Here is a 26,671-nt window from a genome sequence, read left to right as displayed (position 1 = left end):
TTACGGAGCAATCGATGGTCAGAGAAGGTCGGTGATGAAGCTTGCCGCTTTGGCTGCGGCGGCCGGGCGCTCTTGGTGGGTAACGTCCCGGGTTTCGAGTTCGAGGGAGAAGTGGCCGGTGTAGCCGCCCGCCGCGAGGCCGCTGAGTCCGGCGGCGAAGTCTGCCTGGCCGTTGCCGATGCTGAGGTTGATGTTCCCCGGCACAGCATCGCGGAGGTGGACGTGGGAGATCCGGCCCTGATGGCGTTTGAGGTACTCCAGCGGCTCTTCGCCGGCGGCGACAATATGGCTGAAGTCCATAACAATTCCGACGCCGGTACCCGCCAGCCGCTGCGCCAGCAGTTCCGCGCGCTCGAGGTTCCAGCAGAAACGGAGGAAGTGCAGGGACTCGGTCCAGAGCCCGACGCCGAACTCCGCCGCCCGCTGCCCGGCGTGGGTGAGCTGGGCGGCAATCAGGTCCAGGTCCTCCTCGAGGCTCCTTACCGGTTCGTGGCTGAGCGCCCCGCACGGAAGGACCAGCGCCTTCGCCCCGGTATTGGCGGCAAGCGTGAGCAGCGCCTCGAGGTGCCGTTCGCGGGCCGCCTGCTGCCCGGCGTCGAGCACTGCGTTGAGATCGCCGATGTCCCCGTTAACTGAACGGACCCGCAGACCGGAAGCAGCAACCTCCGCTGTCACCGCGGTGACGGCAGCTGCATCCAGGTTATACGGAACGTGGTCGCACACTCCCGGGAGGGCGCCGAGATCGATTTCTTCGAAGCCCAGGCCGCTGATGGTCCGCAGGGCGGCTGGCAGGTCCTGATGCCTGAAGCTGATGGATGAGCAGCCGAGTCGGGAATTGAACATCGTCGTTGATCCTCTGGATGAGCGGGTGGTGATGTGAATCACTGTAGGTCAATTCATTGTTGACAGTCAACCTCAAACATTGACTGTTGACATTGGATAATGATGCGGGTCACACTTGGGCATATCATTTGTTAACAGTCGACAGCGGCGGTGCGGAAGCGTTCCTCGCTCTTCGAAAGGGAAACAGCTATGAGCAATGAAGCTCTGAAAATGCGCGGCCACGTGCATGGCACCAAGGACGCAAAACGAGTCGCGATCGGTTCCGGTGTTGGCGCCGTCATCGAGACGTACGACTTCATCGGATTCGGCACCGCCGCGGCCCTGTACTTCGGCACGGCCTTCTTCCCCACCGGCGATCCGGTGACGGGCACGCTCGCCGCCTTCGCCACCCTCGGCGTCGGCTTCGCCGCCCGCCCCATCGGCGGCATCATCGGTGGCCACCTTGGCGACAAGGTGGGCCGCAAGCCCGTCCTGGTAGCTTCTTTGATCCTCATGGGTGTGGCCACGTTCCTTATTGGCCTCCTGCCCACCTACGAGCAGGTTGGCCTGCTGGCTCCCGCGCTGCTGGTCTTCGTCCGCGTGGTCCAGGGCCTGGCGTTCGGCGCTGAATGGGGCGGCGCCATCCTGATGAGCTACGAGCACGCACCCTGGAAGTCCAAGGGCAAGTACACCGGCATCGTCCAGGCCGGCTTCCCCGTAGGCCTGCTCCTGGCCAACCTCGTCTTCCTGGTCAGCGTGAACCTCGGCGGCGAACTCGCCTGGCGCGTCCCGTTCCTCGCCAGCATCGTGCTGGTGGCCGTCGGCCTGATCATCCGCTCGAAGGTCCCGGAGTCCCCTGTATTCGACGAGGTCAAGGACAGCGGCTCGATCGTCAAGAACCCCATCATGGAGGTCATCAAGACCGACTGGCGCAGCATCGTCCGCGGCATCGGCCTGCGCATCGCCGAGACCGCCGGCTACGCCGTCTCCATCACCTACATGATTTCCTACCTGCACACCCAGCAGCTCGCGGACAAGACCCAGACCCTCGTGGCCCTCTGCATCGCCTCAGCAATCGGCATCTTCGCCACCATGGCCTGGGCCCGGCTCACGGACAGGATCGGCCGCCGGCCGCTGTACATCTGGTCCACAGCCTTCGCCCTGCTCTTCGGCATCCCCATGTTCCTGCTGGTGAACACCGGAATGTTCATCTTCGTCATCGCCACCATCGTCATCTCCTACGCCGTGTGCCAGAACTCGCTGGCCGGCGCCCAGGGTCCATGGTTCCCCGAACTGTTCCAGGCCAAGACCCGCTCCTCCGGAGCCTCACTGGCCTACCAGATCTCCGCCATGGTCTCCGGCTTCACTCCCTTCATCACCACCCTGCTGTTCGTAGCCCTCGGCTGGATGGGCCCCGCCCTCCTCTTCAGCTTCTACGCAGCGATCGGCCTCTGGGCCGCCCTCGTCACCCGGGAAACCTGGGGCAAGCGCGAACGCCAGCTGGCCGATGAGGCCACCAAAAGCACCCCCCAGTCGGTGAACGTCTGATGACCACCACAAAAGAAGCCCAATTGACTGCCACCCTGGAAACCCCTTCCGCTCCCACAAACGAACGCGTCGGCAGTGTTTCAGCCGCGGCGTACCGGATCCGGCACCACGCCCTGAACATGGGCGAGGTGCAGGGCCAGGGCTACGTGGGCCAGGCCCTCGGTGCTGCTGACATGCTGGCCACCGTGTACTCCGATCAGCTCAACTACCGTGCCGAGGACCCTGAGTGGGAGGCCCGGGACCGGTTCCTGCTCTCCACCGGCCACTACGCCATCGGCCACTACGCCGCCCTCGCCGAAGCCGGCATCGTCCCCATCTCCGAGCTCGAGACGTACGGCTCGGATGACTCCCGCCTCCCGATGTCCGGCATGTCCACCTACACCCCCGGCATGGAAATCTCCGGCGGCTCCCTGGGCCACGGCCTCACCATCGCCGTGGGCATGGCCTTGGGCCTGCGCTACCAGGGCTCCGACGCGAGGATCTACAACTTCCTCTCCGACGGCGAACTCGACGAAGGCTCCACTTGGGAAGCGGCCATGGGCGCCCACCACCACCAGCTCGGCAACCTCACCGCCATGGTGGACATCAATGCCCTGCAGGCCGACGGCAAAACCGACACCGTGCTCCGCACCGAACCCGTCACCGAAAAATGGGAATCCTTCGGCTGGTACACCCAGCGCGTGGACGGGAACGACGTCGGCGCGCTGCTCGCAGCGTTCGACAACGCAGCCGCCCAGGCCGCCGCCGTCGGACGTCCCTCCGTGATCCTCTGCGACACGAAGGTGGGCCGCGGCGTGACGCTGCTGGAGGAGCGCGAGAAGGCGCACTTCATGCGCATCGAAGAACACGAATGGCAGACCTGCCGCGAACAACTCACCGCAGGATACGAAGGAAAGGCTTCAGCATGAGCACCACAGCAACAGCGGCGGTTCCCAAGCCCAAGCTGAAGACCTCGGCCATGATCGCTTCCTTCGCGGACCCCGGCCAGAAAACGGCGCCCGCACCGTTCGGCCACGCCCTGGTCAAGGCCGCCCAGGAGAACGACAAAATCGTTGGGCTCACCGCGGACCTGGGCAAGTACACCGATATGCACATCTTCGCCCAGGCCTTCCCGGAGCGGTTCTTCCAGATGGGCATGGCCGAACAGCTCCTCTTCGGCGCCGCCGCCGGCCTGGCCGAAACCGGGCTCATCCCGTTCGCGTCCACCTACTCCGTGTTCGCCGCCCGCCGCGCCTACGACTTCCTCTGCCTCGATTCGGCCGAACCGAACCTGAACGTGAACATCGTGGGCGGGCTGCCCGGCCTGACCACCGGCTACGGCCCCAGCCACCAGGCCACCGAGGACATGGCGATCTTCCGCGGCATGCCCAACCTGACCATCGTGGACCCCTGCGACTCGATCGACATCGAACAGGCCGTCCCGCAGCTGGCAGCCTCCGAGGGCCCCACCTACCTCCGGCTGCTCCGCGGCAACGTGCCCACCGTCCTGGACGAGTACGGCTACACCTTCGAACTCGGCAAAGCCAAGGTCCTGCGCGGCGGCAACGACGTTGTCTTCATCTCCTCCGGGCTCATGACCATGCGGGCCCTCCAGGCAGCCAAGGCCCTCGCCGAACACAACGTGGACGTCGCCGTCGTCCACACCCCCACCATCAAACCGTTCGACGCCGCCACGGTCCTGGCCGAAATCAACACCGACCGGCTCGCGGTCACCCTGGAAAACCACAGCGTGATCGGCGGCCTCTTCGAAACCGTCGCCTCCGCCGTCGTCACGGCCGGACTCGGCAAACGCGTAGTGCCCGTAGCCCTGCCGGACCAGTTCCTCGACGCCGGCGCACTCCCCACCCTCCACGACCGCTACGGACTCACCGTCCAGAAGATCATGGCGAAGGTGCTCGCCGAACTGAAGTAGGACCGATCCGGTCAGAAGCGCGGCGCCGAAACCACCCGGCGCCGCGCTTCTGCCGTACCATCGACTGTTAACAGATCGACTGTAAACAGTCGACCACTGACATTGAGGAAGTATCACGATGGCCGGAGCAACAGCACCGCTGCTGGGACTGCAGAAGAAGAGCCTGCGCGAGCAGGCACTTGCCGCATTGCGCGCCGCCATCACCAGCGGGGAACTGGAACCAGGCAGGCATCTGGTGGAAACCGAACTGTCCGACATGCTCCAGATCAGCCGCGGCACCCTCCGGGAAGCCCTGCGCCAGCTGGAACAGGAAGGCCTGCTTTCCGCCGGACCCCGCGGCCGCCTCTCCGTCCGGCACCTGGATGCCAAGGAAATCCGCGACATCTACTCCGTGCGGGCGGCGCTGGAATCGCTGGCCGCCCGCACCCTCTGCGAACTCCCCGACCGCCAGCACGTCATCAGCTCGCTGAAGTCCGCCATTGAAGCCATGGCCGCCGCCGAGAAGGCCAGCCTGCAGGACCGGGTCGAGTCGGACCTGGAATTCCACCGGACCCTGTGCCGGCTCACCGGCAACGAAACCCTGCTGCACTCGTGGGAATCGCTGGAGGGATCCATCCGGATGTCCATCATGTTCGCCGGCCAGGACAAGGGCGTGATGAACATGAGCGTGGACCGCCACTACGACATCGTCGCCGCGATCGAGACCGGCGATGCCACATTGGCCCGGAACACCATCCGGGAGCACATGGACACCGCTGCGGCGAACCTCGTGGCGTAGGCGGGCGGGCCTTAGTCGCCGCCCAGCCAAAGCCCGACGCCGTATACTCGGTGCCAGCCATGACCAGCCTTCCCTCCTCCCCCGCCAGCGTCCGCCTCGATGCGTGGCTGTGGGCGATCCGCGCCTACAAAACCCGCTCCGCCGCTACTGCCGCGTGCCGGGCCGGCCACGTGCGGCTTAACGGCAGCCCTGCCAAGGCTTCGGCCACGCTCGTCACCGGCGAGACAGTGACTATTCGCATGTCCGGCTTCGAACGCATCCTTGAAGTCCGCCGCCTGATCGCCAAACGCGTTGGTGCGGAGGCGGCGTCACACTGCTTTACCGACCACACTCCGCCCCGGCCCGTCGCGCCGGCGCTGGGGCTCCCCCAGCGGGACCGTGGTGCGGGTCGGCCCACCAAGAAGGACCGGCGGGAAATGGAACGGCTTAAGGGCTCGTAGTTCAGGCTAGTTTTTTGGTTTGGCCTGCACGACGTTGGCGAACGGCAGCTTGCCGTGGTCCGCGAGGAAGGCTGCGTGATACGAAGCCTCAGCCTGGCTCACTTCCTCCGCAGGAAGCTCTCTCCACGACAGGATCAGTTCGTCTGTGTGGGTCAGCTGCCAGATCAGCCGGCTGTCCCAGTGGCCTGGCGGCAGGCCCCTCCCGAAGTCCAGGAACTCCTTGATCTGGATGCGGAGGCCGCGATTGCCCTTGCTCCCGGACCCTGCCTTGCCGATGTAGAGAATGTCGGCCCCGTCCACCCACTCCGCCCAGATGGCGTCCGCCGGCAGGGTAGGGATCTTCTTTTTGAAAACGCCGGCGGTGCTTCTTTTCAGGAAGTGGGGTTCGAACTCGTTAGGCCGCAGGACGGCGAACAAGCCGGGGCCCTGCGGAACCCTGATGATCTCCAGGCTGTCGAACGGCCTGAAGCCAACAAAGCCGTCAGACTTGAGCGTTTTCCTGTTCATCCTGACGACGTTACCCGGCCCGGCGCTGGTCCGGTGCGCGAATCAGCACTGCGCACCCAAACCTCCAAAAGCGTAGAGTGGCATAAGACGCCTGATTCTGGACGCCGTGCTGCTGAGGGAGAGATCGTGACGATTGACTGGGACGAAAAAAAGGCCCTGCTACAGGAACCAAACATCGCAGCTGTAACGCAGCTCTGCGATGAACTGATGGAAAAGAAGCCAGGGTCTGTCGTCCCGTACATCGACCCCGTGCATGACGAGGACGAATGCCGGATCGTCAGCCTCCACGTGAGCCCCGGCAAGGGCACTGAATCGGGGTTCGTCTCCCATTTCAACGATGACGAAGCTGCCCGCCGCGCCACCCAAATCTACGAGCTCGCGGAACTCGAGCCGCGTTACGTGATGCCGTGGAACGCCTACCCGTGGGTCCGGGATCCGGAACTGCCGTCGGCCCTGAACGTCCAGGAAAAGACCGATGGACTGCGGCCGTTCCGGCAGTTCCTGAAGATCAACCGCCGCGTCTCCGCAGTCATCGCCCACGGCACGGATGCGTCCACCTTCCTCACCCTCTTCGAGAAGACCTACCACTCTTCGCTGAAGAACAGCGGCATCAAGATCTACAAGGCCAGCGCGCTCGGCGGGCGGGCCTTTGCTGTTTCCGAAGCCAAGCAGGAGGACCTCCTGGCCAAGAGCGTGGAGGTCTACAAGGACGCCATGCAGCGGGCGGGCATCCAGCACCTGTAACCTCACTGGACCGCACGACGGCGGGACTCCCCTCTGTGGCGCCGCCCGCCGCGGTGCTAGGTTGGGCGAATGGACGTGCTCGACTGGCTTCTCGACTCCGATCCCGCCATCCGCTGGCAGGTTATGAGAGACCTCATCGGCACTCCAGCTGACGCGGTTCAGGCCGAGCGGAACCTCGTTGCCACCCACGGCTGGGGCGCCCGGCTGCTTCAACTCCAGGGCGCCGGCGGGCAATGGGACGGCGGCACCTATTGGCCGGCGCATGACGACGATCCGGACAGCCAGCCCTGGACGGCCACCACCTACAGCTTGCTGCTGCTCCGCGACTTCGGGCTGGACCCAGCCAGCCGGGAGGCCCGGCATGCGATCACCCTGGTGCGGGACAACAGCCGTTGGGAGGAAGGCAACCAGCTTTTCTTCGAGGGTGAAACCGAACCCTGCATCAACGGCATGACCGTGGCACTCGGGGCGTACTTCGGCGAAAAGGTGGACTCCGTGGTGGAGAGGCTGGGCCGGGAGCGGCTCGCCGACGGCGGCTGGAACTGCGAGGCAGAAAGTGGCTCAACGCACTCCTCTTTCCACACCACCATCTGCGTCCTTGAGGGTCTCCTCGAGCACGAGCGTTCCACCGGCGGGACCTCCCAATCGAGGCAGGCGCGGGAGCGGGGAGAGGAATACCTCCTGGAACGCGCCTTGCTGCGGCGAAAGTCCTCCGGCGAAGTGATCAGCCCGGACTGGCTCAGGTTCTCCTACCCCACCCGATGGTTCTACGACGTACTCCGCGGCCTGGACTACTTCCGCGCCACCGGCTGCAGTCCGGACGAACACATGCGGGAAGCAGCGGAGGTGGTGCGGTCCAAGCAGCAGTCCGACGGCACCTGGCTGCTGGAGAACACCCACCCGGGTAAGGTCCACTTCGCCCTGGAAGACGGCGACGGGCAACCAAGCCGGTGGAACACCCTCCGTGCCCTGCGCGTCATCAAGTGGTTCGACGGTTCGTGAAGTCTTGAACTCCACCCTGCTTAGCCTTCCAGCAGCCTCCGCCGGTGCTTCAGCTCCTTGACCCATGCCCGGGTGACCATGTCCGGAAATGGCGAGCCGCCGTCGTCGTTCCTGCCCGGACTATTCACAACGGCGAACGCCGCGCCGGCTTCCAGGTCGGCGATCAGCGGACCTGATGCCTTCAGGGCCAACTCAACCACCTGGGTGGCAGTTCGGTCGGTTAGTCCAAGGTCCTTGGCCCAGCCCAGGAAGTGCCGCCGCGAGATGCCGCTCCGCTTCCCGCTGAGGGTCAGGGCCAGGGTCTTGTCGCCGTAGACCACTGTGGAGGGGATGTCGTAGACGGGCGCGATGGTCCACTCGCCATGCGGCTGCTTGACCATGGAGACGTTCTTGGCGTGCAGGTCCCCGTTGCCGCTCAGCCAGGCAAAGGCACCCTGGATAGCGAGGTTGCGCAGGGCCGGCAGCGGCGCCGAGCAGTAGTCCGCCAGCGCATGGCACACCGTCCCGAAGCTCACGTTGTATTTGTCCGCAGGGTACAGTCTCAGCACCTGGGCGCCGTCCTCCACTGCCAACCGCTGGACCTCGTTGGGCCCGCCGCCGGGAACGGGGATCCGGTCGAACCGCTCCACGAGCAGGCCCGGCCGGCCCGCGACGTCCCGGATCAGCTGCACCGGGCTCACGGGAATGCGCAGTTTGGCAGCGTAACTGAACATCACCAGCTCGTTCTCGACCACGTGCGGAAACTCCGGCGCGTTGAGTTTGAGGATGTATCGCTTGCCGGCACTGGCGACGGGGAGGGAGATCATCCCGGCGGACAACTTGTCCTGCACACCCGCGAGGGCCACGGGGTCGATCAGGTCCGGGTCTCCCAGCAACTGGTCGAAATCCATGGGCAGCTTGGGGTCCAGCTCGACGGCGTGCTCGTCCGGGTCCAGCGGCTCGCCGTGGCCCACGATCTGGACGTCGCCCACCGGGTTCCCGCCGGCGGCGATGAGCAGGGACAGGTCGTCATCGGCGCTGGTTTTGATGGAGCGCCGCAGCGCGTTGAGCCGGCGGCCCTCCGGCAGCAGCCCGGTGAAATACGGTGGCGCCGCCCCGGCCGCTGAAAGCACCGGCTCGCTGGTGAGCGGAAGGGAACTGGCGACGGCGGGTCCCCCGGACGTGAGGTAGGCCGGCAGGTAGCTGAACCGGGTGCCGCCGTCGTGCCGTTCAAGCCGTGCGGCCAGAATGCCCGCCTTGTAGATGTCGGCGATGCGGTGCTTCATGGCTTGATGTCCCGAGTGCTGGGAGGTGCACCCGCCGGACTGCCGAGAGTGCGGGCGGCTTCGCTGGTCCGGGTAGCGATGCGGAGTTCGAGACCCAAGGTTTCCAGCACGGCGGTCAGAGAATCCAGCTGCACACTCGGCTTGCCCTGCTCAACGAAACGGACAAAACGCTCGGAGACCCCTGCCATGTCGGCAAGGTCCTGCTGGGTGAGGCCCAGATCTCCCCGGCGGGAGCGCACCTCAGCTGCCAACACGGTGGTGATGGGTTCGGTCATGGCGCTCCAATAGGTACGATCGTGCCGTTTTCCTTTTATTGGGGAGTCTACGCCGGATAAGGACACACGAACAGGCGCCAACCGGCACGATCGTGCCGGAGCCCGTTGGACAACCAGCATCCGGAGCGCTGCCACCGAGGTGGATCCTCCGTTGAGTGATACAAAGTAGAAAGGCACTCAACGAACCCTAGGTGGAATAACTCGTGGAAGACGCGCAGACGGAAGCGGAGTCGGAACTTCATAAACGGGGCATCAGAATCACGCAGGGGACATGGCTAAGCACCGACTTCAGCGGATATGAAGGCGCATCATCCAGATCAGCCGCGGGAAACGCCGTGACTAAAAAGACTCCTATGTCCGGCAAAGCAATCAGCTTTCTTGCAGCGTTCGTGGCATTTGTGTTCCTGGTACCGATTCTCCTTTCCAACCTACTGGTTGATGATGACGTTTATATCAACGTGTTGCGCTGCCTTGTGATGCTGATAGCGGCGCTCATGGTCTGGAGCAGGAGAAGGACATCCGTCATCCTCGGGGCAGCGGTATCGGGTCTGTTTGCGATTGGCTCACTGTCGCGGCTGGTCGGCGCCGGCACCGGCACCAACGCTGAGGGCGTGATTGGGCTCTTCGCCCTCGCTGCCGCATTTGCGCTGGCTTGGTACGGAGCGCCGCTCTTTAGACGGAATGAAATTGCAGTTACCCCCGGCCAGTACGTTTACGGTTCACAACCGTCAGAATGGGGTCGAGGTTCCGGTGATTCCAGTCGCAGCGGCATATGGGTGATGGGTCTGCTTTTGAATAGACTCGTCAGGATTCCCGGTATCTACGTATTCCATGGGCTGAAGTCGCCCGGAGCCAAGAGGATCGATGTGGAGCATGTTGTAACTCACGGAAACAGTGTCTATTTGATCGACTCATGGCTGGACCTACCCACCAAATACGGCTGGCACCCGAACAGGAAAGGGCTGGCGGCCTCTTCCAAGGGCGACGATGGTCACCGTCATACCAAAATCGCGGATGCCGCAGACCGCTACCGCGCAGCTCTGGGCCGCGGCGTAAATGTTGTCCCCATCATTGCCGTTGTTTCCGGAACCGCTTCCATAGGACCCGAGAGATGGTCTCCGCGCGGCGTCGGTCTTTTTACAGCTGACGAGGTCTTGAGATTTATCGGAGATGGCGCAGTGGAAGGCCTGCCGACATTTCATGAACGCCCTGCGGTTCGCGAACTGGTCGCTTCAACCGTCGAAAGCTACGCCTGATCAAGCTGCCCCCAGGACCGGTCGAACATCGGGCCCGGACATTCTCTTCGGCGACGAGCGTAGTGAAACTGTTCCGCATCCTCCGGACTATTGAGGACAGTGCCCGCGTGAGCTGAGCAGGTTCCCCAACGGCGCCCACACCCCTTGGGCCTGCTCCCCGAACAGATCCATCCGGACACCGGGGAGTTCCTCGGCAACTTCCCGCAAGCCTTCAGCCACGTGGGTGTGCTGTCCAGCGGGTTGCGGCTGCTGAAGGCCCAGCGCCGCAGGGCTTCGCGGTCCTGATCCCTGGGGTCGCCGGTCAAGGCCTTGCGGGGCTCCGACATTGACACACCCTGTGACCCGTGCCATATTTGAAGCGTGAACCTGTCAGACAGCCGGACAGCAGGACAGCCTGCTACGACCCTCGGCCCGAGCCCCGAAGCCCAGCCCCTCGTCCGGCTCAGCGCCGCCGAAGCGGTTTTCAATGCGGTCCGCGCGGACATCGAGTCCGGCAAGGTGGCAGTGGGCGGGAAGCTCAGTTCCGAGGCTTCCCTCTCGCAGCAGTACGGTGTCAGCCGCTCGGTCATCCGCGAAGCCCTGCGTTCCTGCACGGCGTTGGGCCTGACCGTCACGAAGACCGGAAAGGGCACCTTTGTGGTGGCCGACAAAGTAGCGAACGACCTCACGCTGGGGCAGTACTCCGCCCGGGACCTCACCGAAGCCCGGCCCCACATCGAGGTCCCGGCAGCCGGGCTGGCCGCCCAGCGCCGGACCAACGAAGAACTTGAGACGATGCGGCACATCGTCGCCGCGATGACCACGGAAACCGACCCCGAATCGTGGGTAGCCCTGGACTCCAGCTTCCACGCCGCCATCGCCCGGGCCAGCGGCAACAAGGTGTTCGCCAGCGTGGTCGCGGATATCCGGGGCGCACTGGCCTTCCAGTCCGAGACGCTGAACATGGTGGCCGACCGCCAGCACGCCTCGGACACCGAACACCAGCGGATCCTCGAAGCCATCGAAGCCGGCTCAGCGGACCAAGCCAGCAGCGCGATGGCCGAACATCTGCGGGCCGTGGGCGTTGCCCTCGATTCCATCCTCAACAACTAATCCCTGAACCAGACCCCTAGGACTCCATGCCTTCCCCTGCCATTCCTGCCGCCCAAACCGCTGCCTCCGGCGCCGTTGCATCCAGCACGGCCGCACGCGGATTCCGGCCCGGAATCGACGCCGGAGACCTCCCGCAGCACGCACCCCTTGTGGTGGCCACCCGCGGCGGCCTCGTGGAAAGCATCCACTACGGTTCCGCCATCGCCACCGCCGCGGACGGTTGCATTCTGGCGTCGGCCGGCGACCCCTTAGCGCCCTTCTACCCGCGCTCCTCGCTCAAGCCGTTGCAGGCCGTGGCGATGCTCCGCGCCGGGCTGGAACTGCCCGCTGGCCTCCTCGCCCTGGCCGCCGCGAGCCACTCCGGCGGAGCCGAGCACCGCGGCGGCACCCAGCGCATCCTCGCCATGCACGGCCTCGCGGCCAGCGACCTTGAGAACAGCACGGACCTCCCCTACGGCACCAACGAGCGCGAAAGTTGGCTGCGGTCGGGACTCCATGCCACCCAGGTGACGCAGAACTGCTCCGGCAAGCACGCCGCCATGGCCGCGACCTGCGTCATCAACGGCTGGACGGTCAAGGGCTACCTGGACCCGTCGCACCCGCTGCAGCAGGTCGTCGCGGCCACCGTCGCCGACCTGACCGGCGAGGAGCCGCTGGCCCGCAGCACGGATGGCTGCGGCACCCCGCTCTTCGCCCTCACCCTCCGCGGCATGGCCCGCGCGTTCGGCACCATCGCGGCCGCCGCAGCCTCCACCAGTACCTCCGACGACGGCGGGACCGCCCCGCTGGCCGCGGAAGCCGCCGTCGGGCTTGCCATGCAGCAGCACCCGGACATGGTGGCCGGTGAGCGCCGGGACGTCACCGAGCTGATGCGGCTGCTCCCCGGCGCCGTGGCGAAGGATGGTTTTGAGGGTGTGCAGCTCGTGGGCCTGCCCGACGGCCGCGCCGTGGCCGTCAAGATTTCTGACGGCGGCGACCGCGCCCGGATGCCCGCCACCGTCCATGTGCTTGAGTCGCTCGGCGTGAACACTGCACCCCTGGCCGGCATCGGCACCGCCACCGTCCTGGGCGGCGGCCACGAAGTCGGCCTGCTGCAATCCCTGGATTTCCTGCCTGCGAAAACCCTGTCCAAACCCGTCAACGAAGCCCCGTGAGGACCACATGACCAACCTGACCACCATTTCTGCCACTGATGTCGCACCGGAAACCCGGTCCGAGCACGATCTCCTGGGCGACCGGGACGTCCCCTTCAACGCATACTGGGGCGTCCATACCCTGCGCGCTGTGGAAAATTTCCCCATCACCGGACAGCCGCTGTCCTCCAACATGCACCTGGTCCGGGGACTGGCCGCCGTGAAGCTTGCCGCCGCCCGCACCAACCGCGAACTGGGACTGCTTGACGCCGAACGCGGCCAGGCGATCGAGCAGGCGTGCACCGACGTGATGAACGGCCAGCTCAGCGACCAGTTTGTGGTGGACGTGATCCAGGGCGGCGCCGGGACGTCGTCGAACATGAACGCGAACGAGGTCATCGCGAACCGCGCCCTCGAAATCCTCGGCCACCCCAAAGGCGATTACGCCCGCCTGCACCCCAACGACCATGTGAACCTCAGCCAGTCCACCAACGACGTCTACCCCACCGCCGTGAAACTGGGCACCATCTTCGCCGGCAGGGAACTGCTGGACGCACTGGCCGAACTCGAAGAGGCCTTCGCGTCCAAGGCCTTGGAATTCCGCACCGTGGTGAAGATGGGACGCACCCAACTCCAGGACGCCGTCCCCATGACCCTGGGGCAGGAATTCGGCACCTACGCCATCACCATCGGCGAGGACCGCCTGCGCCTGGCAGAGGCCGAACTGCTTATCCACGAAATCAACCTCGGCGCTACGGCCATCGGGACGGGGCTGAACGCCCCCGCCGGCTACGCCGAGACCGCCTGCCGGCACCTGGCCGAAGTCACCGGCCTTCCCCTGGTCACCGCCGTCGACCTCATCGAAGCCACCCAGGACGTGGGCGCCTTTGTGCACCTGTCCGGCGTGCTCAAGCGGGTGGCCGTGAAGCTCTCCAAGATCTGCAACGACCTCCGCCTGCTCTCCTCCGGCCCGCGGGCGGGCTTCGGCGAGATCAACCTCCCGGCCGTCCAGTCCGGCTCCTCCATCATGCCCGGCAAGATCAACCCGGTGATCCCGGAAGTGGTCAGCCAGGTGGCCTACGAGGTCATCGGCAACGACGTCACCATCACCATGGCCGCCGAGGCCGGGCAACTCCAGCTCAACGCCTTTGAACCGATCATCGTCCACAGCCTCCACAAGAGCATCTCCCACCTGGAAGCCGCCTGCCGCACCCTCACGGCCCGCTGCGTCCGGGGCATCACCGCCAACACCGAGCACCTCCGCCTCACCGTCGAGCAGTCGATCGGCCTGGTTACCGCCCTGAACCCCCACCTGGGCTACGCCACCGCCACGGCCATCGCCCAGGAAGCACTCGCCACCGGCAAGGGCGTCGCGGAACTCGTCCTCGAGCACGGCCTGCTCACCGCCGGCCAGCTTCAGGACCTCCTCAGCCCCGAACGCCTCGCCAACCTCAGCAAATAACCCCAACCGCTGACCACACAGGACCTTCCCCAAAGGACATCCCCATGACTAATTCCCCCATCACGGACCACACGGTCCCGCCCCAGGCGCACGCCACCGAGTCCGCCCTGCACGCGGAGGACAAGGGCTACCACAAGAACCTCAAGCCCCGGCAGATCCAGATGATCGCCATCGGCGGCGCAATCGGCACCGGCCTGTTCCTCGGCGCCGGCGGCCGCCTCAACGCCGCAGGACCCTCGCTGGTCATCGCCTACGCAGTCTGCGGCTTCTTCGCCTTCCTCATCCTCCGGGCCCTGGGCGAACTGGTCCTGCACCGGCCCTCGTCAGGCTCGTTCGTCTCCTACGCCCGCGAATTCTTCGGCGAGAAAGCCGCGTTCGTCTCCGGCTGGTTCTACTGGATCAACTGGGCCACCACCACCATCGTGGACATCACCGCCGCCGCCCTCTACATGAACTTCTTCGGCAACTACATCCCCTGGATGGCCGCCGTCCCGCAGTGGGCCTGGGCCCTGATCGCCCTCGTGGTGGTCCTCGCCCTGAACCTCGTCTCCGTCAAGGTCTTCGGCGAGATGGAATTCTGGTTCGCCCTGATCAAGGTCGCCGCCCTCGTCATCTTCCTCGTCGTGGGCACCTACTTCGTCATCTTCGGCACCCCCGTGGACGGCCAGCAGGTGGGCCTGAGCCTCCTCTCGGACAACGGCGGCGTCTTCCCCAACGGCCTGCTCCCCATGATCATCCTGATGCAGGGCGTCCTGTTCGCCTACGCCTCCATCGAACTCGTCGGCACCGCCGCCGGCGAAACCGAAAACCCGGAAAAAATCATGCCCAAGGCCATCAACTCCGTGGTCTTCCGCATCGCCGTGTTCTACGTCGGCTCCGTCATCCTGCTCGCCCTCCTCCTGCCCTACACCTCCTACGAAAAAGGCGTCAGCCCCTTCGTGACCTTCTTCGGCTCCATCGGCATCCAGGGCGTGGACGTCATCATGAACCTCGTGGTCCTCACCGCCGCACTCTCCTCCCTCAACGCCGGCCTCTACTCCACCGGCCGCATCCTGCGCTCCATGTCCGTAAACGGCTCCGCCCCCAAGTTCGCGGGCCGGATGAACAAAGCAGGCGTCCCCTACGGCGGCATCGCCATCACCGCCGGCGTATCCCTCCTCGGCGTCCCGCTGAACTACCTCGTCCCCGCCCAAGCCTTCGAAATCGTCCTCAACGTCGCCTCCGTAGGCATCATCATGACCTGGGCAACCATCGTGCTCTGCCAGATCCAACTCAAACGCTGGGCAGACAAAGGCTGGCTCAAACGCCCCTCCTTCCGCATGTTCGGCGCCCCCTACACCGGCTACCTCTCCCTCCTCTTCCTCCTCAGCGTCCTCGTCATGGTCTTCATCGAATCCCCCCTCACCATGCTCGTCACCGCCATCGCCTCCGTCCTGATGGTGTTCGGCTGGTACGCCTGCCGAACCCGCATCCGCGAAATCGCCGAAGCCCGCGACGGCTTCACCGGCACGGCACCGGTGGTTGCCAACCCGCCTGCAGACACGTTCAGAAAGTAAGGCGCCGGTAACGCCCGACGGCGGCACCCGGGTTCTGTTTCCACGGAACCCAGGTGCCGCCGTCGTACGTAAAAGGCATTGACCGCGCCCTGCCGCGGGCGTACTTTACGAAGAGCCGGACCCATCGCAGGGTCCGGCTCCTGGCTGCATTCCGCAGCCGCGCAGTAACAAAGCACGCCTCGGCAGAGCGTGCGGCCAGGCCGCACCGATTTGCTGCGGTGCATCGGTCTCACAACTCCACATCGGGTACGGCCAGCTGGCGGGGCGTGGTGCCTGAACACCTGAGCATCCACACAGCTTCGGAGTTCACCATGAACAGCAGCTCCCTGCAGTCATTACAGGAAAAAGTCCGCGGAACCCTGATCACCGCGGATCACACGGACTACGACACAGCCCGGGCCGTATACAACGGCATGATCAATAAACGTCCCGCTGCCATACTCCCGGTTTCCCAGGTAGCGGATGTGATCTCGGCCGTTAACTTCGCCCGCGATGCGGGAATGGACATCGCGGTGCGCGGTGGCGGCCATAGCGCCCCTGGCTTCGGCACGTGGGACGACGGACTGGTTATTGATTTCGTTAATCGCCGGGGAGTGCGCGTGGACCCGGCCTCGGCCACTGCCCGCGCCGAAGCAGGCACTACCTGGGCCGATTTCAATCACGCCACCCAAGCGTTCGGCCTTGCCACCACGGGGGGCATCATCGGCTCCACCGGAGTAGCCGGCCTGACCCTGGGCGGCGGGATCGGTTACCTTTCGAGGAAATACGGGCTGTCCTGTGACAACCTCAAATCCGCCGACGTGGTCACAGCAGACGGAAAATTCCTGGTAGCCAGTGCCACCGAAAACGAGGACCTTTTCTGGGCACTCCGCGGCGGAACCGGAAATTTTGGTGTTGTCACCTCCCTTGAATTCAACCTGCACCCGGTGGATATCGTGTACGGCGGAGTCGTCATCTATCTGCTCGAACACATCGAGGCCGTGGGACAGCTGTACCGGGAGACACTCGCTTCGGCACCGGAGGACCTCGGTATTTTCCTCGGCGTCCATCAGGGCCCCGAAGTCCCCTTCCTGCAGGCGGAGTACCACGGACGTCCCGTAGTGGTCATCGTGGGCGGCTGGACAGGCCCGCAGGACGAGGGACCGCGGCAGTGGCAGCCGTTCCTGGACGTCGCGCCCGTGGCGGGCTCGTTTGTGGGTCCGCTCCCCTACCCGGTCCTCAACACGCTGTTCGACGAGTCCTTACCAAAGGGGCTTCAGGCGCACTGGAAGGCTGAATTCCTGCCCACCATGAGCGACGAGGTGATCAAGGTGGCCAAGCACTTCGGCGAAGGGGTGCCCAGCCAGCAGACGGCCAACCACTTCTATGCCATCAACGGTGCAGTCCAGAGGGTGCCAAAGGATGCCACGGCCTTCCCATACCGGGATGCCGACATCGCCGCCGTGATCGCCGGTATGTGGGAGAATCCTGCGCACAACGAAGCGAACGTGCGCTGGGTGCGCGAGTACAGCAACGCACTGCACGAACACAGTGCAGGCGGGGCCTACATCAACTTCATGGACGCCGATGACCAGTCCCGAATCAAGGACAACTACGCCGGTAACTACGAGCGTCTGGCCAGCATCAAGGCGAAATACGATCCGGATAACCTCTTCCACGTCAACCAGAACATCAAGCCGTCGGCCTGAACTTCCGCGCCCCCTCTTGTAATGCAACGCTCCCGCAACCCACCGTCGCGGGCAGATCGCCTATGCTCAGCAGAGCGCTTCACCGCGCTGCACTGTGCACTTTACGACCTGCAGTTCAACGACGAACCACCCGGGAGACACGGCATGACCAACTGGCGCATCAGGGATTTCCACTCAGCGGACCTGGACGGGATCCTGCACCTGTGGGAGACCCTCAAGGCCTCTGACGTGGAGCCCGTCTATGCCCTCTCCGAGGTCTTGGCGTCCTGCGAGAAGGACCATGCCGTGGTGGCGGTGCAGGGCGACATGGTGGTGGGCGCCGCCGTCGGACGCGCGGCACACGACCAGGGCTGGATTGTTTTCCTTGCCACGCTGCCGGAGTACCGCGGCCGGGGGATCGGCACGTCGCTGCTCGCCGCCGTCGAAAACCGGATGGCCCCTCATGGCCTGAACAAACTCTCCGCTTTAATGCCCGAAGCCGAAACCCGGGTGGAGGCGTTCCTCAGCCGCGGCTTCGCGCTCAAGAAGAACCTCCGGTACTTCGAGCGGACCATCCCCGTGCAGCGCCAGGAACTCGGTGCGCTCGGGCAGCTCGGCGGCCGGATTCTGGCCCGGGACCTGTGGGAAAACGTCGCCGGCATGCGCAAGGAGAAGGAGCTCCTGGAGCGGCGCCTGGTCCTGCCATTGGCGGAGGCCGACCTCGCCGATGAATACGGCGTGGTGCCGCCGCGCGCCGTAGTGCTGTTCGGACCTCCCGGCACCGGCAAAACCACGTTCGCCAAAGCCATTGCCTCCCGGCTGGAGTGGCCGTTTGTGGAGGTATTCCCGTCGCGGCTCGCCTCCGATCCCAAGGGACTCGCCGGTGCCCTGCGCGAGACATTCCTGGAGATTGCCGAGCTGGAGCACTGTGTGGTCTTCATCGACGAGGTGGAGGAGATCGCCTCCCAGCGGTCCGGCGAACCGCCGTCGCCGCTGCAGGGCGTCACCAACGAGCTGCTGAAGATCATCCCTGCGTTCCGCGAGCAGCCCGGCCGCCTGCTGGTCTGCGCCACGAACTTCATCAAGTCCCTGGACAGCGCCTTCTTGAGGCACGGCCGGTTCGACTATGTCATCCCCATCGGCCTCCCGGACCGCCAGGCCCGTGAAGCCATGTGGCAGCGCTTCATCCCGGCTGCCGTGGTGGACGACGTCGATGTGGAACTCCTCGTGGAGCGCACCGAGGGCTTCTCCCCCGCGGACATCGAGTACGCCGCCCGCAGCGCGTCCCAGCGTGCACTGGAAAAGGCAGTGTACGACGACGGTGGGGCGGCTTCCGGAGGCAGCGTTTCAGTCCGCGAGGCGGTCCGGAAGGGGCCCTCCACGCAGGACTACCTCGACGCTATCGGGGAGACCCGGACCACCGTCAGCGAAGAAGTGCACCAAGACTTCCTCGAGGACATCGACCTGTTGGGGCGGGTCTAGGCGCGGCAGATCACGCGGCGGGCTGGCGTTCAGCTGAGCCGCAATTGTGGGAAGCAAAAACTTTCCTGAAATTATTCTCGGGTGGTCACGCTGCCAGCCTTAAATGTCGTACCCCCTTGCCATGCTGGAGGTATGGACAACACGGCTGCTGCGGAGATTCTGGAGGCCATTGCGGCCTCTGCTGTGCAGCTGGCCGGGGTGCTCCGTGGGACGGCTGTAGGTTCGGGCGACGGCCGGCCCGGCGACCCGGCTGATTTCCCGTCGTTCGGTGGCCCTGCTGTGACTGGATCTTCGGCGGTGGATCCGCGCGCGGACCTGGTGCGTTGGCAGGCTGAGGCGTGCCTGACGGTCCTATCCGGAGCGGCCGGGATGGAGGCGATGCTTGCTGCGGTGAAGGTCCATGCGGCCAGCGGTTACGATGAGGCCGCCCAATTGATCGCGGGGCCCATCATGTCCCCGCAGGAGCAGACCGCCCAGGAGTTGGGCATCCAAGCCGAGGTTGCGTGCGCCCTGACCGTCAGCGAACGCACGGCAGGCGGGCTGCTGGGTGAGGCCCACCGTTTGACCACTGCACTGCCCTTGACCCTGGCCGCCCTTCAGGAGGGGACCTTATTGTGGCAGCACGCCCGGATCATGGTCGACGAAACGGTCAACCTGGACCCCGCCGCCGCCCGCGCGCTGGAGGCGCATTTCCTGGACCCGGACGCGCCCAACCCGGCCCGGGGCCCCGCCGGTGAAATGGTGCCGGCCCGCTTTCGAGCCAAGGCCCGGATGTGGCGGGAACGCCACCACCCGGACAGCATCGAACAACGCCACACGCGGTCCGCCGCGGACCGGCGGGTCGAGTATTCCCCGGACCGGGACGGGATGGCCTGGCTCTCGGCATACCTGCCCGCAGATCAGGCATCGGGGATCTGGAACCGCAGCACCGCCGCAGCCCGTGCCCTCCAAGGCCCCGCCGAGGGCAGGACCCTCACCCAGATTCGCGCGGACGCTGTCGCGGCGTGGCTGCTGGGCGGGGACAACGCCGATAACATCCCCACGCCGACGGCGCAGGTCCTGGTGACCGTGCCCGTGTTCGCGCTTATGGGCCTCACCGATGAAGCCGCCATCCTCGACGGGTACGGGCCTATCCCGCCATCCATGGCCCGCACCCTCGTGGCCGGTGGTGCCGAGTCGTTCCACCGCGTCCTGACCGACCCCCGCAACGGGGCACCGCTGGAAATCGGCCGGGACAGCTACCGCATCCCCAAGGCACTCCGCCAGTGGCTGAGGCTCAGGGACGGCAAATGCCAGTTCCCCGGCTGCTCGAACCAGTCCCTGGACAACGAAGCGGACCATTTGATGGCCTGGGCCAACGGCGGGACCACCGGGATCTCAAATCTGGCCAAACTCTGCCCGAAACATCACAGGCTCAAACACACCACAGCCTGGACACCCACCACGGCCAGCCCCACCGAACCACCCGCCTGGACATCACCCACAGGCCGCCACTACACCAGCGAATACCCCGACTGGGAACCACCAACCTGGCCAGACCAAATCCTTAACCAACCCGACCCCGCCTTGCCCAAGAGCCAACTACCGGCAGATCCAGATCCAGTGCCGGAGTGGAATTGGCTGCGGCGCCTCCAGGAACCGGAGCCGGTACCTTACCCTTCCGTGCCCGACTTTCTCTGGCTGATTGAACAACCGAGGGACACTGCGACACATCGAGGCCTCCGCGGTAGCACTGGCTGATTCGTGTCACGCAGCCGCGAACTGTAGAGCAGGCCGTTTCGCCGACGGTAATCTTTTAGCCATGCCCTCGAATCCCCTCCGGCACGCCCTAGCCCGCATGGGCGGCCGGGATCCGCATGAAAAACACCGCGCCGCCACGCCGCTGGAACTCTTCTTCGATCTGACCTTTGTCATTGCTTTCGGGGTGGCAGGCAGCCAGTTTGCCCATGAAATCGCTGAGGCCCATTTCGGCGCAGGACTACTGGGATTCTCTTTTGCAATGTTCGCGGTGATCTGGGCCTGGATCAACTTCACCTGGTTCGCGAGCGCCTACGACACCGACGACTGGGTGTTCCGGGTGATCACCATGGTCCAGATAGTTGGCGTCCTGATCCTGACGATGGGCATCGAGCCCATGTTCCACTCCCTCGTCGAAGGCGACCACGTGGACAACAGGGTCATTGTTGGCGGCTATGTGCTGATGCGCCTTGCCCTGGTGACGCAGTGGGTGCGGGCCTCGAAACAGGATCCCGCCCGCCGCGAGACCTGCCTGCGCTACGCAAAGTACCTGGCGGTGGTCCAGCTTGGCTGGATCGCTGTGCTCATCATCGAAGCGGACATCGCCACCACGTTCGCCATGACAGTGCCGCTTATCGTGCTGGAGATGGCCACACCCTACGCCGCCGAACGCAAGGCTAAGACGCCCTGGCACGCGCACCACATTGCCGAACGATACGGACTTCTCGCCATCATCGCTTTGGGTGAATGCCTCATCGGGGCCATTGAGACCCTCCGTGCCATCGTGGCCAATCATGGCTGGAGCGTCGACGCGGCCCTTGTCGGCTTCGGCGGAACCGCCCTGGCATTTGCCATGTGGTGGATCTACTTCATGCTTCCCGCGGGCCGGGCGCTGCACTTGCGCCGTCAGCGGTCGTACCTGTTCGGCTATGGCCACATCCCCATCTTCGCGGCGATCGCAGCCACGGGGGCTGGCCTGCATGTGGCCGCCTACTACATCGACCATGAGGCGCACATCAGCGCCGCAGCGGCGGTGGCAAGCATCGCGGTGCCGGTCGCCCTGTTCAAGCTTTCGCTGACGTGGCTCTACAGCCTAATGGTCGGCGCCGACCGCACCATCATCACTGTCGCCGCCTGTGTGCTGGCGGTGTTGGCCGGCGCGATTGGCCTCGCGGCGGCCGGAGCGTCGGTGCCTGTCTGCTTGTTGGTGATTGTGCTGGCGCTCGGCGTTTCGATCGTCATCGATGAGCGCCGGGGCTCTGAACGGCTCCGCCGGGCTCTCGAAAAACTCGAGGCAGGGACTACCGCTCCGGGTCCGTAGCCGTGTCCGCCACTTCAGCCGTGTCCGGCGTGGGCTGATCGTAGGAGAGGTTCTCGTAGTCGGTGTCGTCTTCCTCATCCAGCCGGTTATCAAGTTCTTCCAGCAGCCACGGGTTGACGCGGGCAAGGATATTGCGGATTTCCTGCGTCTCCACAGCTGCATAAAGCACCGGCCGGGCGTCCCGGTACTTCGTGACGGGTGGCTTGTCCGGCCATTTCTCGGCGAGTGCCTTCACACGCTCGGGCAGGGAGTTGTGGGCGTTGTCCGCAATCTTGACCAGCGCGGCGTCGTGATCCTCGGCGATGAAGCGGATGCCGGCCTGGTAGTCATCGGGGTTGTCGTGGAGCCGGTTGGTGACCCGCTCGATGATGTCCACGGCCCGCTCTGAGACGCCCATCGCCAACAGCGCCTGCCGGGTGATCGGAGTGTCCTCGGCGATGTCGTGGAGGTAGCCGGCAATGCGGATGTCGTCGTCGAAATCCGCCAGGGCATCCCCGACGGCGATCACGTGGTCCCGATAGGGCCGCTTGAGCTTGTCCTTCTGCCGGTTGTGCGCCACTTCCGCCAAAATCTTGGCGGTCTCGACAGTGAATCCCGGTTGGGGGAATTGCGCTTCAGTGAATTCAGGTTCCGACATGGTTCCAGCCTACGCGCCGGGCCGGTCCTATCCAGCGGCCGACCCCGCCGAGCCCATGCCGGTCCACACCCACGGTTCCCTCGGGAGCTTGCCCGGCACGAACGCGGCGAGTGCCTGCTCCAGGCTCCCGGACGGCAGCCCCACGGACTGCAGGATGTGATCCCGGACCTCCATCACCGAAGCGCCGGCCAGCGCGAGGTCAGCCAGCGTAACAGCGCCATCACGCTTGGCCAGACGGGCGCCGTCGGAATTAACCACCAGCTGTACGTGCGCATATTCCGGAACCGGAATATGCAAGAGTGCCGCAAGATAGGCCTGGCGGGGCGTGGAAGGCAACAGATCGTCGCCGCGGACCACCTGATCGACGCCTTGCGCAGCATCATCTACCACCACAGCCAGGTTGTATGCTGTCACCCCGTCGTTGCGGCGCAGGACGAAATCATCCACCACACCCGTGAACTCACCGTGCAGCACATCCTGCACCGTGTACTCCGTGGCCTCCGCGCGCAGCCTGATGGCCGCAGGCCGCGCAGAGCGTTTGAACTCCAGCTCGGCGGGACCAAGGTTGCGGCACGTTCCCGGGTAGGCGCCCTGCGGTGCGTGTGGAGCCGATGGCGCTTCCTGGATCTCCCGCCGCGTGCAGAAACATTCATACGTCAGGCCTGCGTCACGGAGCCGGCCGATCGCCTCGTCGTACATCTCCCGGCGGTCTGTCTGGCGGACGACGGCGCCGTCCCAGGTCACGCCGATGGCTGCCAGATCGCGGAGCTGCTCCGCCTCGGCGCCGGCACGCGCGCGGTCCAGATCCTCGACGCGAAGCAGGAAGTCCCGGCCTGTGGAACGGGCAAACAGCCACGCAAGGATGGCGGTGCGGAGGTTGCCTACATGGAGTTCACCGGAAGGGCTGGGGGCGAAGCGCCCGGCTGGAGTCATAAACCAACCCTAATCCGGACAACACAAGAGCCCCTCAGCTACCGATGACGCCGAAGATTCGACGCCCGGGAGTTCAGGGGCTCTTGCCGTGTTTGCAGAATGACCGTGGTGTGAACAAGTGTCATCAGCGGCGGCCTCCTTGCGGGAAGCGGTGTCCAGTTTCCGGGTGGTGTGCCGGAGAGCCTGTGAGCCAGCGGGATCGGCGGTAGCCTGTTGCCTGCGTGTTGCCACCATTTGAGCAGACACCATACAGTTGGCACAACCGGCACAGGAATCATTGGTCAGACTGATCAATACGCATGGCAAAGACCGACGGAGAATGATCACATTGCAGGAATTGGACGCCACGGACAAGCGCATCCTCAACGCCCTCGATGAGGATCCCCGGGTTCCGATCATGGTCCTGGCCCAACGGCTGGGTCTCGCGCGTGGGACCGTACAGTCGCGCCTGGAGCGGATGACGGCGTCGGGCGCGCTCCGGCCCAACAGCAGCCGCGTGCTCCCGTCCGCTCTCGGCCGTGGCGTGGCGGCCGCGGTGAGCGCCGAGCTGGACCAAAGCCACCTCAACGAAGCCATCGCTGCGCTCCGTAAGATCCCCGAAGTTTTGGAATGCCACGCCCCCGCCGGGGACACCGACCTGGTGATCAGGGTAGTGGCCACGAGCCCGGACGATCTCTACCGCGTTTCGGAGGAAATCCGGCTCTGCCCCGGAATCGTACGCACCTCCACGAGCATGTTCCTGCGCGAGGTGATCCCCTACCGGACAACCGGGCTGCTGCAAGACTGACCCAGCGGCCCGACGGACCGCTGGGGAGCTCTGCCCATCGCCCGCCGGTGCCGCACGCCGCTAGGCTGGCACGGGAATCCATTCAGGGGGAAACATGGCAGGGAACCAGGCACGTTGGGCACCAAGGGTGGTTTCCCCGGATGGCCACCATGCCAATCCTGAAATCCGGCGCGCGGCGAACCAACTAGGCTTCGTTGCCCTCGAAGAAGCAGAAGAGACCGGTCCAGATTTCAAAGACGGCTCGGGCAAGGAGCAGTGGTACCCCGGCATGTGCAACAAGACCGGAACAGTGTTCTCCACCGAGAGCCAACCCAACCGCACAACCGGCCGGATGACTTTCATCTACTCCGTCCACCTCGCAGACAAGTACTACATGCCCGGGGCCGAAGGCAGCATCGCGTCGACAGGCAAGATGTGAGCGCGTTCCGGGCCAGGCTTCGCATCAGGACCGCCGTCCTCCTGCTGTCGCTCGCCGTGATCCTCACTGGCTGCGCTGGAGCCCCGGACGATGCTCAAACAGCCAAACCGCTGGAACCCGGCCGCTTCTCCACCCTCGACGCCGCCGGCGTGGACCAAATCCGCCAGACCAAGATTGCCCGGCTGGACATGAGCTCCGGCCGGCTGGAGAAGGCCGCGGTGGGGGTCGCCCAGGCCAGCTACGGGCCAGAGATCAACACCCGGAACTCGGGAAAGATCAGTCTCACCATCGTTGCCCCCAGCGGCGAAATCCGCGGGGAAACGGACCGCATCCGTTTCAACACCACGGACAAGCGAGAAGACTTCAGCGAGGTCACCTACTTCCTCACAGCCAGCTCGCTGGACGAATTCGCCAGCCTGATCCGGGACGGCGTGGAGCGTTATGGAATCGACAGCGTGGTGGCCGAACGGTGGATTTCGTCGATGGAAAGAGACCCGGAGGACAAAAGCGATTATTCCGTCACGTCCGGGACCTCGACAGGGCTGGAAGTGAACTACGACCTCAGGTACGACGGCACCAAGGACATCCAGGTGATCATCGTCCACGTCTGGCCCTTGGACTGAAACACCGCCCGACGGACGCATCTCAAGCGCACCCGCACTAGACCGGCGGGCCCGCGTTCGACTTGAGGTTCTTCATCACCAACGTGGACGTCAGCCGCTCGACGCCGGGCAGTGACGTGAGCTCGGCGTCGTAGAAACGCTGATAGGCCGGCAGGTCCTCGGCGATGACCTTCAGCAGGTAGTCCGGTGAGCCAAAGAGCCGCTGCGCCTCCACAATGTTGGGCGTATCCGACACACGATTCTCGAAGATCTCCATCGTGGAGCGGTCCACCTGGCGCAGGGTGACGAACACAATCGCTTCAAAACCCAGCCCGACGGCGGCGGGATCGATGTCCGCCTTGTAGCCGCGGATCACCCCGGACGCTTCGAGGTCCCGGAGCCTCCGGTGGCATGGCGCCACCGTCAAACCCACTTTGGCGGCGAGCGCCGTGGCAGTTATCCGGCCATCCTCTTTGAGGTAGCGCAAAATACTTCTATCAATATGGTCAATCACGCAAAAAGCTTACCAATTCTGCGGCCAACAGGGCGAAAAAGGTAAGCACTTATGGCCGCAAAATTCATAGGGTTTGTGCTGTAGCCATCGGACAGGAGCCCATCATGAACCCCCAGCTGTTTTTCGCCTTTGTGCTGGTTGCCGCGGCCCTCGCCTGCACGCCTGGCGTGGACTGGGCGTACTCGATCACCGCCGGGCTGCGGCAGCGCAGCTTTGTCCCGGCAGTGGCCGGACTGTGTGGCGGCTACATCCTGCACACGCTGCTGATGGTGGTGGGCCTGGCGGCCCTGCTGTCCGGGATGCCAGGGCTCCTCGGCTGGCTCACCGTTGCCGGGGCGGGGTATCTCCTGTGGCTGGGCATCAGCACCCTCCGCTCCTGGCGCGGGGCCTCCTTCGGTACGGCAGACGCCGTCGGGAAGCCCGCCAACCAGCTCCGGACCTTCCTGCAGGGCATGGGTACCAGCGGCATCAACCCCAAAGGGCTGCTCTTCTACGTAGCGCTGGTGCCGCAGTTCGTCAGCCCTGAAGCCTCCCTCCCGCTGCCGGTCCAGTCCGGGCTGCTGGGGCTGACGTTTGTCCTGCTGGCCGGAACCGTTTACACCTGCGTTGCCCTGCTGGCGCGCAAACTCCTGCAGTCCCGCCCCGGCGCCGCCCGCGCGGTCACGCTGGCCAGCGGCATCATCATGATCGGTTTGGGTTCAGTGCTTCTGGCCGAGCAAATGGTCCCGCTGGTTGCCGGGCTCGCCCAGCACGCCTAGGCCCCGCTCCTAGACCTTGCGCT

The 26,671-nt window shown here is 65.0% G+C and carries 28 protein-coding genes; 21 read left to right on the top strand and 7 right to left on the bottom strand.

The genetic code is table 11. The features are described from left to right. Positions 1-18: 18 nt before the first annotated feature. Complete coding sequence (locus J2808_RS17755; RefSeq protein ID WP_309819245.1) at positions 19-843, bottom strand: sugar phosphate isomerase/epimerase family protein; 825 nt, start codon at positions 841-843, stop codon at positions 19-21. A 189-nt stretch (positions 844-1,032) separates the two neighbouring features. On the opposite strand from J2808_RS17755, the gene J2808_RS17750 reads away from it, so the two are divergent. From J2808_RS17750 to J2808_RS17730, 5 genes are all read left to right on the top strand, one after another. Beyond that, entirely contained in the window at positions 1,033-2,370 is a 1,338-nt protein-coding gene (locus J2808_RS17750) for an MFS transporter (protein ID WP_309819243.1), read from the top strand. Next, positions 2,370-3,278 carry a transketolase gene (locus tag J2808_RS17745; protein ID WP_309819241.1) on the top strand — a complete coding sequence of 303 codons (909 nt, stop codon included), beginning with the start codon at positions 2,370-2,372 and terminating at the stop codon, positions 3,276-3,278. The genes J2808_RS17750 and J2808_RS17745 overlap by 1 nt, the downstream gene beginning before the upstream one ends. Further along, on the top strand, positions 3,275-4,282 hold the full coding sequence (locus J2808_RS17740; RefSeq protein ID WP_309819239.1) for a transketolase family protein: 1,008 nt from the start codon (positions 3,275-3,277) through the stop codon (positions 4,280-4,282). The genes J2808_RS17745 and J2808_RS17740 overlap by 4 nt, the downstream gene beginning before the upstream one ends. Positions 4,283-4,400: 118 nt before the next feature. Further along, the gene (locus J2808_RS17735; protein WP_309819237.1) at positions 4,401-5,060 is read left to right on the top strand and encodes a GntR family transcriptional regulator; all 660 of its coding nucleotides are present in this window, start codon (positions 4,401-4,403) and stop codon (positions 5,058-5,060) included. Between the two features lie 59 nt (positions 5,061-5,119). Further along, positions 5,120-5,500, top strand: a complete 381-nt coding sequence (locus tag J2808_RS17730) for an RNA-binding S4 domain-containing protein (protein ID WP_309819235.1) — start codon at positions 5,120-5,122, stop codon at positions 5,498-5,500. A gap of 6 nt (positions 5,501-5,506) precedes the next feature. On the opposite strand, the gene J2808_RS17725 is transcribed toward J2808_RS17730, so the two are convergent. After that, a complete protein-coding gene (locus J2808_RS17725) occupies positions 5,507-6,007 on the bottom strand; it encodes a hypothetical protein (RefSeq protein ID WP_309819233.1) in 501 nt (166 codons plus the stop codon). A gap of 126 nt (positions 6,008-6,133) precedes the next feature. On the opposite strand from J2808_RS17725, the gene J2808_RS17720 reads away from it, so the two are divergent. Together J2808_RS17720 and J2808_RS17715 are read left to right on the top strand one after the other, a co-directional pair. Further along, positions 6,134-6,751, top strand: a complete 618-nt coding sequence (locus J2808_RS17720) for a uracil-DNA glycosylase family protein (protein ID WP_309819231.1) — start codon at positions 6,134-6,136, stop codon at positions 6,749-6,751. A 69-nt stretch (positions 6,752-6,820) separates the two neighbouring features. Beyond that, entirely contained in the window at positions 6,821-7,753 is a 933-nt protein-coding gene (locus J2808_RS17715; RefSeq protein ID WP_309819230.1) for a hypothetical protein, read from the top strand. Positions 7,754-7,773: 20 nt separating this feature from the next. Here the strand turns inward: J2808_RS17715 and J2808_RS17710 are convergent, their stop codons facing one another. Both J2808_RS17710 and J2808_RS17705 read right to left on the bottom strand, forming a co-directional pair. Continuing rightward, positions 7,774-9,018 carry a type II toxin-antitoxin system HipA family toxin gene (locus tag J2808_RS17710; RefSeq protein WP_309819227.1) on the bottom strand — a complete coding sequence of 415 codons (1,245 nt, stop codon included), beginning with the start codon at positions 9,016-9,018 and terminating at the stop codon, positions 7,774-7,776. Next, positions 9,015-9,293 (bottom strand): helix-turn-helix transcriptional regulator, encoded by a 279-nt coding sequence (locus J2808_RS17705; RefSeq protein WP_309819225.1) that lies wholly within the window; start codon positions 9,291-9,293, stop codon positions 9,015-9,017. The genes J2808_RS17710 and J2808_RS17705 overlap by 4 nt, the downstream gene beginning before the upstream one ends. A gap of 353 nt (positions 9,294-9,646) precedes the next feature. Between J2808_RS17705 and J2808_RS17700 the strand changes: the two genes are divergently transcribed. The 10 genes from J2808_RS17700 to J2808_RS17655 all read left to right on the top strand — a co-directional run bounded on the left by J2808_RS17700 (position 9,647) and on the right by J2808_RS17655 (position 21,999). Then, positions 9,647-10,549, top strand: a complete 903-nt coding sequence (locus J2808_RS17700) for a hypothetical protein (protein ID WP_309819223.1) — start codon at positions 9,647-9,649, stop codon at positions 10,547-10,549. A gap of 144 nt (positions 10,550-10,693) precedes the next feature. After that, positions 10,694-10,834, top strand: a complete 141-nt coding sequence (locus J2808_RS17695) for a glycoside hydrolase family 15 protein (protein WP_309819221.1) — start codon at positions 10,694-10,696, stop codon at positions 10,832-10,834. 75 nt (positions 10,835-10,909) lie between these two features. After that, a complete protein-coding gene (locus tag J2808_RS17690) occupies positions 10,910-11,641 on the top strand; it encodes a FadR/GntR family transcriptional regulator (protein ID WP_309819218.1) in 732 nt (243 codons plus the stop codon). Positions 11,642-11,667: 26 nt separating this feature from the next. Next, on the top strand, positions 11,668-12,795 hold the full coding sequence (locus J2808_RS17685) for an asparaginase (RefSeq protein ID WP_309819216.1): 1,128 nt from the start codon (positions 11,668-11,670) through the stop codon (positions 12,793-12,795). A gap of 7 nt (positions 12,796-12,802) precedes the next feature. Continuing rightward, the gene (locus J2808_RS17680) at positions 12,803-14,236 is read left to right on the top strand and encodes an aspartate ammonia-lyase (protein WP_309819214.1); all 1,434 of its coding nucleotides are present in this window, start codon (positions 12,803-12,805) and stop codon (positions 14,234-14,236) included. Positions 14,237-14,280: 44 nt separating this feature from the next. Then, complete coding sequence (locus tag J2808_RS17675; RefSeq protein ID WP_309819212.1) at positions 14,281-15,792, top strand: amino acid permease; 1,512 nt, start codon at positions 14,281-14,283, stop codon at positions 15,790-15,792. A 311-nt stretch (positions 15,793-16,103) separates the two neighbouring features. After that, the gene (locus J2808_RS17670) at positions 16,104-17,480 is read left to right on the top strand and encodes an FAD-binding oxidoreductase (protein ID WP_309819210.1); all 1,377 of its coding nucleotides are present in this window, start codon (positions 16,104-16,106) and stop codon (positions 17,478-17,480) included. Between the two features lie 144 nt (positions 17,481-17,624). Further along, positions 17,625-18,941 (top strand): ATP-binding protein, encoded by a 1,317-nt coding sequence (locus J2808_RS17665; RefSeq protein ID WP_309819208.1) that lies wholly within the window; start codon positions 17,625-17,627, stop codon positions 18,939-18,941. Positions 18,942-19,073: 132 nt separating this feature from the next. Continuing rightward, on the top strand, positions 19,074-20,681 hold the full coding sequence (locus tag J2808_RS17660) for an HNH endonuclease signature motif containing protein (RefSeq protein WP_309819206.1): 1,608 nt from the start codon (positions 19,074-19,076) through the stop codon (positions 20,679-20,681). A 61-nt stretch (positions 20,682-20,742) separates the two neighbouring features. Continuing rightward, on the top strand, positions 20,743-21,999 hold the full coding sequence (locus tag J2808_RS17655; RefSeq protein WP_309819204.1) for a low temperature requirement protein A: 1,257 nt from the start codon (positions 20,743-20,745) through the stop codon (positions 21,997-21,999). Here J2808_RS17655 and J2808_RS17650 read toward each other — a convergent pair. Beyond that, positions 21,980-22,636, bottom strand: a complete 657-nt coding sequence (locus tag J2808_RS17650; RefSeq protein ID WP_309819202.1) for a phosphohydrolase — start codon at positions 22,634-22,636, stop codon at positions 21,980-21,982. The genes J2808_RS17655 and J2808_RS17650 overlap by 20 nt on opposite strands. 27 nt (positions 22,637-22,663) lie before the next feature. Further along, positions 22,664-23,569, bottom strand: a complete 906-nt coding sequence (gene gluQRS / locus J2808_RS17645; protein ID WP_309819199.1) for a tRNA glutamyl-Q(34) synthetase GluQRS — start codon at positions 23,567-23,569, stop codon at positions 22,664-22,666. 319 nt (positions 23,570-23,888) lie between these two features. On the opposite strand from gluQRS, the gene J2808_RS17640 reads away from it, so the two are divergent. The 3 genes from J2808_RS17640 (at position 23,889) to J2808_RS17630 (ending at position 25,397) form a co-directional block, all read left to right on the top strand. Then, entirely contained in the window at positions 23,889-24,356 is a 468-nt protein-coding gene (locus J2808_RS17640) for an Lrp/AsnC family transcriptional regulator (RefSeq protein ID WP_309819197.1), read from the top strand. Positions 24,357-24,450: 94 nt separating this feature from the next. Next, complete coding sequence (locus J2808_RS17635; RefSeq protein WP_309819196.1) at positions 24,451-24,774, top strand: hypothetical protein; 324 nt, start codon at positions 24,451-24,453, stop codon at positions 24,772-24,774. Continuing rightward, positions 24,771-25,397 carry a hypothetical protein gene (locus tag J2808_RS17630; RefSeq protein ID WP_309819193.1) on the top strand — a complete coding sequence of 209 codons (627 nt, stop codon included), beginning with the start codon at positions 24,771-24,773 and terminating at the stop codon, positions 25,395-25,397. Before J2808_RS17635 ends, J2808_RS17630 begins: the two co-directional genes overlap by 4 nt. Before the next feature lie 37 nt (positions 25,398-25,434). Here the strand turns inward: J2808_RS17630 and J2808_RS17625 are convergent, their stop codons facing one another. Further along, a complete protein-coding gene (locus J2808_RS17625; RefSeq protein ID WP_309819191.1) occupies positions 25,435-25,890 on the bottom strand; it encodes an Lrp/AsnC family transcriptional regulator in 456 nt (151 codons plus the stop codon). Between the two features lie 104 nt (positions 25,891-25,994). On the opposite strand from J2808_RS17625, the gene J2808_RS17620 reads away from it, so the two are divergent. After that, complete coding sequence (locus tag J2808_RS17620; protein WP_309819189.1) at positions 25,995-26,648, top strand: LysE family translocator; 654 nt, start codon at positions 25,995-25,997, stop codon at positions 26,646-26,648. Positions 26,649-26,671 lie beyond the last annotated feature (23 nt).

This window comes from Pseudarthrobacter sulfonivorans (assembly GCF_031454915.1).
GTDB classification, from domain to species: domain Bacteria; phylum Actinomycetota; class Actinomycetes; order Actinomycetales; family Micrococcaceae; genus Arthrobacter; species Arthrobacter sulfonivorans_C.
The sequence above is the reverse complement of the archived record's forward strand: the minus strand, read 5'-3'. Positions and strand labels throughout refer to the sequence as shown.

Bases quoted from the DNA above. Each gene is read 5' to 3' on its own strand.
- J2808_RS17755 (WP_309819245.1), bottom strand. From the start codon at position 843: ATGTTCAATTCCCGACTCGGCTGCTCATCCATCAGCTTCAGGCATCAG.
- J2808_RS17750 (WP_309819243.1), top strand. From the start codon at position 1,033: ATGAGCAATGAAGCTCTGAAAATGCGCGGCCACGTGCATGGCACCAAG.
- J2808_RS17745 (WP_309819241.1), top strand. From the start codon at position 2,370: ATGACCACCACAAAAGAAGCCCAATTGACTGCCACCCTGGAAACCCCT.
- J2808_RS17740 (WP_309819239.1), top strand. From the start codon at position 3,275: ATGAGCACCACAGCAACAGCGGCGGTTCCCAAGCCCAAGCTGAAGACC.
- J2808_RS17735 (WP_309819237.1), top strand. From the start codon at position 4,401: ATGGCCGGAGCAACAGCACCGCTGCTGGGACTGCAGAAGAAGAGCCTG.
- J2808_RS17730 (WP_309819235.1), top strand. From the start codon at position 5,120: ATGACCAGCCTTCCCTCCTCCCCCGCCAGCGTCCGCCTCGATGCGTGG.
- J2808_RS17725 (WP_309819233.1), bottom strand. From the start codon at position 6,007: ATGAACAGGAAAACGCTCAAGTCTGACGGCTTTGTTGGCTTCAGGCCG.
- J2808_RS17715 (WP_309819230.1), top strand. From the start codon at position 6,821: ATGGACGTGCTCGACTGGCTTCTCGACTCCGATCCCGCCATCCGCTGG.
- J2808_RS17710 (WP_309819227.1), bottom strand. From the start codon at position 9,018: ATGAAGCACCGCATCGCCGACATCTACAAGGCGGGCATTCTGGCCGCA.
- J2808_RS17705 (WP_309819225.1), bottom strand. From the start codon at position 9,293: ATGACCGAACCCATCACCACCGTGTTGGCAGCTGAGGTGCGCTCCCGC.
- J2808_RS17700 (WP_309819223.1), top strand. From the start codon at position 9,647: ATGTCCGGCAAAGCAATCAGCTTTCTTGCAGCGTTCGTGGCATTTGTG.
- J2808_RS17685 (WP_309819216.1), top strand. From the start codon at position 11,668: ATGCCTTCCCCTGCCATTCCTGCCGCCCAAACCGCTGCCTCCGGCGCC.
- J2808_RS17680 (WP_309819214.1), top strand. From the start codon at position 12,803: ATGACCAACCTGACCACCATTTCTGCCACTGATGTCGCACCGGAAACC.
- J2808_RS17675 (WP_309819212.1), top strand. From the start codon at position 14,281: ATGACTAATTCCCCCATCACGGACCACACGGTCCCGCCCCAGGCGCAC.
- J2808_RS17670 (WP_309819210.1), top strand. From the start codon at position 16,104: ATGAACAGCAGCTCCCTGCAGTCATTACAGGAAAAAGTCCGCGGAACC.
- J2808_RS17665 (WP_309819208.1), top strand. From the start codon at position 17,625: ATGACCAACTGGCGCATCAGGGATTTCCACTCAGCGGACCTGGACGGG.
- J2808_RS17660 (WP_309819206.1), top strand. From the start codon at position 19,074: ATGGACAACACGGCTGCTGCGGAGATTCTGGAGGCCATTGCGGCCTCT.
- J2808_RS17655 (WP_309819204.1), top strand. From the start codon at position 20,743: ATGCCCTCGAATCCCCTCCGGCACGCCCTAGCCCGCATGGGCGGCCGG.
- J2808_RS17650 (WP_309819202.1), bottom strand. From the start codon at position 22,636: ATGTCGGAACCTGAATTCACTGAAGCGCAATTCCCCCAACCGGGATTC.
- gluQRS (WP_309819199.1), bottom strand. From the start codon at position 23,569: ATGACTCCAGCCGGGCGCTTCGCCCCCAGCCCTTCCGGTGAACTCCAT.
- J2808_RS17640 (WP_309819197.1), top strand. From the start codon at position 23,889: ATGATCACATTGCAGGAATTGGACGCCACGGACAAGCGCATCCTCAAC.
- J2808_RS17635 (WP_309819196.1), top strand. From the start codon at position 24,451: ATGGCAGGGAACCAGGCACGTTGGGCACCAAGGGTGGTTTCCCCGGAT.
- J2808_RS17620 (WP_309819189.1), top strand. From the start codon at position 25,995: ATGAACCCCCAGCTGTTTTTCGCCTTTGTGCTGGTTGCCGCGGCCCTC.